The 6150-nt window shown below is 45.4% G+C and carries 6 protein-coding genes; all 6 read right to left on the bottom strand.

Features of this window, described 5'->3' with window-relative positions; genetic code table 11:
• Nucleotides 1-141 precede the first annotated feature (141 nt).
• Complete coding sequence (locus QUF07_RS08305) at nt 142-474, bottom strand: AzlD domain-containing protein (RefSeq protein ID WP_056983315.1); 333 nt, start codon at nt 472-474, stop codon at nt 142-144.
• A gap of 12 nt (nt 475-486) precedes the next feature.
• The gene (locus QUF07_RS08300) at nt 487-1266 is read right to left on the bottom strand and encodes an AzlC family ABC transporter permease (RefSeq protein WP_217164172.1); all 780 of its coding nucleotides are present in this window, start codon (nt 1264-1266) and stop codon (nt 487-489) included.
• Between the two features lie 123 nt (nt 1267-1389).
• Nucleotides 1390-2652, bottom strand: coding sequence for a D-alanyl-D-alanine carboxypeptidase family protein (locus QUF07_RS08295; protein WP_217164171.1), 1263 nt, complete (start codon nt 2650-2652; stop codon nt 1390-1392).
• Nucleotides 2653-2663: 11 nt separating this feature from the next.
• Nucleotides 2664-3833, bottom strand: a complete 1170-nt coding sequence (locus QUF07_RS08290) for a sensor histidine kinase (RefSeq protein ID WP_217164169.1) — start codon at nt 3831-3833, stop codon at nt 2664-2666.
• A gap of 18 nt (nt 3834-3851) precedes the next feature.
• On the bottom strand, nt 3852-4541 hold the full coding sequence (gene croR / locus QUF07_RS08285) for a response regulator transcription factor CroR (RefSeq protein WP_217164166.1): 690 nt from the start codon (nt 4539-4541) through the stop codon (nt 3852-3854).
• A gap of 273 nt (nt 4542-4814) precedes the next feature.
• Nucleotides 4815-6071 (bottom strand): RNA-guided endonuclease InsQ/TnpB family protein, encoded by a 1257-nt coding sequence (locus QUF07_RS08280; RefSeq protein WP_217164194.1) that lies wholly within the window; start codon nt 6069-6071, stop codon nt 4815-4817.
• Nucleotides 6072-6150 lie beyond the last annotated feature (79 nt).

Below are 6150 nucleotides of genomic sequence, written 5' to 3'. Positions count from 1 at the left end.
CAAAACAAAAAGAGCCCTAATCACAAAGTGATTAGAACTCGAATTTAGTTTCACCAACAACAGTTGACGAAGAGCCTGAATTCCAACTGAGTAAAGACACAGGCTTATTGATTGATCTATGTATCTTATTTCGTCAAATTTTCACACGACCATCGCCAGCAAAAATACGGCGCCCAATCCAAGCACAACCGAAATGGCCATTGAACGCGTCCAATAAGCAATTCCAATCACGATAACCGCCGCAATCATTTCCGGGGCCCGACCAGCGATTGAAACCACGTAGTCCGGGGTGATAAAAATGTCCTTTACGACCAGTGCAGTAAATAGTGAAACCGGGACATATCTCATCCATTCGTTAAACCAAACGGGAATTTTTCGGGTACGAAAAAATAGTAGGGGAATTAATCGCGGCGCAAAAGCCACGCAAAAACACCCTAATACCAACCAAACATGTTGTGTCGTGTTCCATTCCATACGTTCTAACTCCTACTCATCAACGTCATCAGGTGAGCCAGCCGGGTTCTTGAGGTGCCGCAGCAGGCCACTGTTCGGTAAATATTTTCTGATTGATGCTTCCACCATAAAACCAATAAACGAAGCGACCAAGGTTGAGATGACCAGGCCGAGGGTTGATTTGGTCAGTACCATGAAGTAAGCGGCCAAGAACCCGGACAGAATGCAGATCAGAATAATCAACCCATTCTTGAGTTGAACAACGATCATATAAAGGAATAACGCTGTTAGCGCAAAGTGAACAATGGTTAAATCGATGTGAATCGCACTACCAATCAGGCTGCCAATCAGATTACTAATGGTCCAAAACACCAACGTCATATGTTCGACGTGTAAGGCTTCCCTGGGCGTAAACTTCTTATCCGTTGAAAATTTTAAATAATTAAGTGCGTAGTTTTCATCATTCATTGAAGCCGCAAATAAAGCGGTAAATCCAAGCGACTGGCCATGCAAATACTTGGAAAGACTCGATCCCAGCAAGGCATAACGCAGTTCGAGGAAAAACATCATCAAAATAACTGAATACATTGGTGCACTCGTTGCCAGCAGTGACGCAATCAAAAATTGCGCCCCGCCTGAGAACACCATTACTGAAACCATTAAAGTTGTCCACACGTTGAATCCAGAAGCGTTCAGCAAAATTCCACACGCCAAGCCGATTGGAATGTAACTCAAATCTACCGGTAGCGAAGCATCAAGGATTCGACGCCAATATGGAAGCTTCTCTCTAGATTTCGCTATGTCTTTACCCAAAAGGATTCCTCCATCATTAAGCACTCAGGACTGTAAGCCCGTGTAAAAATCATGTAAACACAATCCAGATACAATTATATTGGATATCACCAAATTAATAAACACTTTTAACCAAATGTTTTGCTAAAACAGTCGCAAAATCGCGCGCCATAGGAGAATGAACGGGTTGGCTTTTTTTATCGATTTGTTGGTAACCAATTGAACCTTAGCCTCATCAGCTTGCAAATATTTCGGTAAAACCTGCCCGTAAGTCAATTGAGTCTTGCCGGCAGCCGTCCCCTTCTTGGCCGGGGCAGCAATTTTTTGATTCAAATGGACATATTTTCCCTGAACTTGCTGCTTGGAAATATTTTTCGGCGTCCAGACCCACGTCGTCTGCTTGACAACCGGTTGAACATCGACCTGTTTCCCATCCGGAACAGCCGCTTTGCCAACACCTTTAATTTGGCTTCCTTTGCTTAACGTAATGGGATGCTGATCAGTGAATACGTACCGCATTAACTTAGCGGTTTGAATAAATCTTGCCGGATCGGTCGCGCTCTTGTTACGACTGCCAAGCACCACCGTAATAATTCGGTGATGTTTGCGGGTGGCTGATCCCACGAAACAAGCACCGGCTTTATCGGACGTCCCAGTCTTCAAGCCGTCCACCACAACGCCCTTGGCAATTTGGTGATCGTTAAGCAGCTGGTTGTGACCGGTAATTGCTGTGCCGTAAAAAGTCGAGACCGTCTTTTTGGTAATTTCAGTCACCCTCGGAAAAGCCTTGATTAGTTTGCTGGCTAATAAGGCAACATCGCTGGCGGATAGCTCATTTTCGGCATCCCCGCTCACGTTTGCCAATGCCAGTCCCCCAGTTAGCTTGTTAGTCAGCCCGGAGGCATTATAAAATTTAGCATCCTTGATTCCGATCTGCTTGGCCGTTTGATTCATCAATTTCGCAAATTTCACCGGCGTTCCCGCAACTTTCTGGCCCAACGCCAACGCAGCCGCATTGGCCGAGGCCACCAACGTTGCATTGACTAACTGACGCACAGAGTATGACTTGCCGGCAGTCAATGGCACATTGGTCAGCCCACTAGCGGTGCTCAATTTAGCAAGCGCTGGCGAAATGGTCACCTGGTCATCCCAAGCTAACTTCTTTTGTTTGATTTGCTGATGAACAATGTAAATTGTCATTAGCTTGGATACTGAGGCAATCGGCAGTGCTTGGTGGGCGTTTTTCTGATACAAGATCTGTCCGGTTCTGGCATCAACGGCAATCGCGGCTTTGGCAGCAATCGCCGGTTGATCAGTGACGGAGCTCGCTTGAACGCCGGTCGCAAATCCTGCAGACAGCAAAAAAGTGCCTATTAAGGCAATGATCGCTTTAAATCGTAAGTTCATTTTCATCCCTTCTACCGCGTTCCTTTTAATTTGTCGCTGGGTTTTGAAAGATGATCACCATGATTAATTGGAACGTGAATCGCAAACGTTGTAATTTCAGGGCTCGAAGTTACATTAATGTAGCCGCCGTGCAGATCAATGATGCTCTGCGCAATTGCCAGGCCCAAGCCAGAGCCACCGGTATCTTTGTTTCTGGACTCCTCAACTCGATAAAAGCGCTCAAAAATTTGGTCAAGGGACTTCTGGGGAATTTGTGGCCCATCGTTGGCAACATCAATGACCGCTTCACCGGGTTTGCCGATTCTGGCACTCAAAAAGATGTTGCGGCCACCCTTGCCATACTTAATCGCATTTGAAATCAGGTTGTTAAAGACTCGCCCCAGTTTTTCGGCATCCGCTTCAATGTAGAGGGGCTTTTCGGTATTTTTGGCAGAGATTGCCAGACCACTCTTTTTGGCTTCCAGCTCAAAGCTGGCGACCAGTTGTTCCATCATCTGATTAAGGTCAATCTTATTGATCGATAGTGGCGTCCCGGTCTGTTTGACTTTGGTATACTCAAATAAATTATCCACCAAGGACTTCATTTGTTTGGCTTTCAAATAAGCAATCTCAGTATACTTGAGCAAGTCTTCTTCACTATGGTACTGCTTATCTTGAATCAGGCCAAGATACCCCAAAATCGAGGTTAACGGCGTTCGCAAATCATGGCTGACATTGGTGATCAGCTCATCTTTGGAACTCTCAATCGCCCGCTCCTCGTCCATGGAGTGGATAACACTATCAACCAGCGCATTAATGCTTTCAACAACTGATTGCGTATTGTCTTTGAATTTAAAATTAATTCGATGATCCAAATGGCCGTTGGCAATATAATGAAGCTCGGTAATGATGTGACGCAACTGCATTTGATGGTAGCGCCGAATCAATCGCCAATAAACGACGGCCGCATCGAACACCAACATCAGCGCGATGAAAATGTTCTCCCAGCTCCAGAGATGGTAATGATTCGGACCAATTAAAATCGATCGTTTAATGATAAAAATCCCATCCCGCAGGCCAGGGTTGGTCATAATAGATTGATTAATCAAAATCACAATCGATAAGTTTAATAACAGAAGGAGAATGACCGTTACGATCCCTTCCAAAAATAATTCAGTTTTCTCACGGCCGGTTAGCTTCAACGTAATCCCTCTTTAAAATTAGTGTGATTCGATCTTGTAGCCAACGCCCCAAACAGTTTGGATAACTTTTTCACCGTTAGTCGCTTCTTCAATCTTATCTCGTAAATGACTCACATGGACCATGACTGTCTTAGCGGAAACGATACTTTCCTGTCGCCAAACGCGTTCAAAAATTTCGTCAGCCGAAAAGACCCGGTTGGGATGGCTGGCCAACAAGTACAAAATTCCAAATTCCAAGGCAGTCAATTGAATCAACGTGCCGGTAATCGTTTTAACTTCATGGGAGTCCTTATTAATAGTCAAAGGTCCAATGTCCAAAACGTCTGGGGCATCATTGGTAACGTGTTCCTCGGTCCGCCGCAATAACGACTTCACCCGAGCCATGACTTCCAGTGGATTGAATGGCTTGGTGACGTAATCGTCAGCGCCGCTGATCAAGCCCTGGATTTTATCCATGTCTTCGGTTTTGGCTGACAAGATGATAATCGGAATTTGAGAATCCTTACGAACCTCTTTGATGACTTCAATTCCGCTCATGCCGGGCATCATAATATCCAAAATCATCAATCCAATGTCAGATTCGGTCCGTAGCCGGGTCAAAGCCTCTTTACCACTATAAGCAGAAACTGGCTCGTAGCCTTCATTTCGGATGTAGATTTCAAGCAATTGAGCAATTTCTTTATCATCATCGACAACTAAAATTTTCATGGTTTGTTATACCTCATTCTGATTTAAATTCCAATTTCACATAATTGATAAGCAATTGATGAACGTTAATAATTCACCATAGATTTTACACTTTTTAGAGTTAACCACTCCTGACTAAAGTCAAGAGCTTGTGAGCATTGAAACCTAACGGCTTCATGACCACAATTTGCATAGATACAGCCAGCTTACTTAGACCACCGCAGTGATCTAAGCAGGGACCGGCTAATTACCAATGCCGTTTACGTTCCCAGGTTGCCAGAGGAACGGTCTAGTTTAGACTAATTGAGCTTGACCTTTGGCTAAAACGTTCCGAGCGGCATTATGATCCCGAATATGGTGAGTGCCACAGCGGGGACATTGCCATTGACGATCCGCGAGGGTTAACTTTTCGGTACCTTGCGTCCCCATCACGAAGCGACATTGATTACACATCTGCGTCGTGTTTTTCGGATTCACGGTCACAAACGTTATTCCATACAGATCCGCTTTATAACTCAGCATCCCAAGAAAAGTCCGCCAGCCGACATCGGCAATGCTCATGGCTAAGGCATGATTGCGTAACAGATTTTTACTCCGGAGCTCCTCGGCAACGACCAGATCGTGGCTTTTGATGAGTGTCGTTGAAAGTTGCTGGAGAAAGTGCTGCCGTTGGCGGCGAACTTGATTATGGAGTTTTGCGACTAATTGCCGTTGCTGTTGATAATTTTTGGCTGTCCACAATGACCGGTGTTCTTTCTTAGCGCGCATTTGACGGCGGGACAGCTTCCGCTGTTCTCGGGCTAATTTAGCTTTAATCGTCCGGTAATACCGCGGGTTGGCAATGACGTCACCGTCACTCGTTGTCAGAAAATTTTCGGTATTTAAGTCAATCCCCACGGCCTGATGTGGAATTAGCACCGGTTCAACAAATGGTTTTTTTGAGCCTAATTGCATGGATAAAAAGAAGCGGTCAGCCGCATCTTTAGCGATCGTCACCGTCCCAATCCGAATTGCTTGCGTCTCATCGCGCTTCAATAGTCGCTGATGAGCGCCGCTTATCCGCAACCGGCCAAGCTTTGGTACCTGAACATGTTTTGCATCCAAGAACCGCACGGTTCCATTGGTCATCTGAGCCGATTTTTGCCCAGGGTACTGACAATTGGTTTGGTATTTCCATGCATAACTTTTACGGTGAAAGTTGGGCACCCCGGCGGTGTGCACTTGACGAAAAGCCTGCCAGGCTTTTCGATAATTCTGAATGGCATTGGCCTTGGTCAAGCTATCAATCCGGGGGTCGGCTAAAAACTGATAGTGGTTAGATAGCTGTTTGGCATTTTGGCGAGCTTCCAGCTGCTGAATGCGATTTTGCACCAACTCAACAGGTAATTTAACTCGTTTTAGTTGATAAAGTTCGCGGTTACTGGCCACCATCTGATTGTAGATAAACCGGCTAGCATCACTATTCACCTTGATGATTTGCTTCTGTCGATCACTGGGGTAAATTCGAATCTTCAACCCATAATGATAGTCCAGCTTGGCCATCGATACCACGGTTCTCACCTCGCTTCATATTTCCATACTACGATTATATCATGCGCAAACGTGAGCGTGGTGCCAGATAGCCCGTAAT

Origin of the sequence: Lentilactobacillus sp. TOM.63, from assembly GCF_030361045.1 — a bacterium.
GTDB classification, from domain to species: Bacteria; Bacillota; Bacilli; order Lactobacillales; family Lactobacillaceae; genus Lentilactobacillus; species Lentilactobacillus dabitei.
The sequence above is the reverse complement of the archived record's forward strand: the minus strand, read 5'-3'. Positions and strand labels throughout refer to the sequence as shown.

Bases quoted from the DNA above. Each gene is read 5' to 3' on its own strand.
- QUF07_RS08305 (WP_056983315.1), bottom strand. From the start codon at position 474: ATGGAATGGAACACGACACAACATGTTTGGTTGGTATTAGGGTGTTTT.
- QUF07_RS08295 (WP_217164171.1), bottom strand. From the start codon at position 2,652: ATGAACTTACGATTTAAAGCGATCATTGCCTTAATAGGCACTTTTTTG.
- croR (WP_217164166.1), bottom strand. From the start codon at position 4,541: ATGAAAATTTTAGTTGTCGATGATGATAAAGAAATTGCTCAATTGCTT.